The sequence below is a fragment of the Diplocloster agilis genome, from assembly GCF_019042275.1.
Taxonomy (GTDB): Bacteria; Bacillota; Clostridia; order Lachnospirales; family Lachnospiraceae; genus Diplocloster; species Diplocloster agilis.
Window position 1 is genome coordinate 1 of the sequence record NZ_JAHQCW010000107.1, and the last position, 323, is coordinate 323.

1 pseudogene is annotated in these 323 nt (G+C 41.8%); it reads left to right on the plus strand.

The features are described from left to right. Positions 1-201: pseudogene (locus tag KTH89_RS24760) on the plus strand (IS30 family transposase); the annotation flags it as partial. Positions 202-323: the final 122 nt, after the last annotated feature.

Below are 323 nucleotides of genomic sequence, written 5' to 3' on the forward strand. Positions count from 1 at the left end.
CAGAGTCTGGATAATTATAAGCAGAGAGACGCCTGCGTACTTATGAACCATATCAACAGTGAGGCCAGAGACAGCCTGAACGGTTGCACTCCATTCAGGCTGTCTAAGATGCTTTTGAATAACAGGTTGCATAGACTTTTATGCCTGCAGGAAATACCGGCTGATCAAGTCAATTTAAAACCATCGTTACTCAAAAAATAGAAATGTAATCAAGACGGAATCCACTGCCGAATTTAATCTTACATGAAAAATGCATGTGGAATTTAGTCTTGCACGCTTACCCAGATGCCTGTTTGTCATGCTTGCACACATGAAAACAGGCC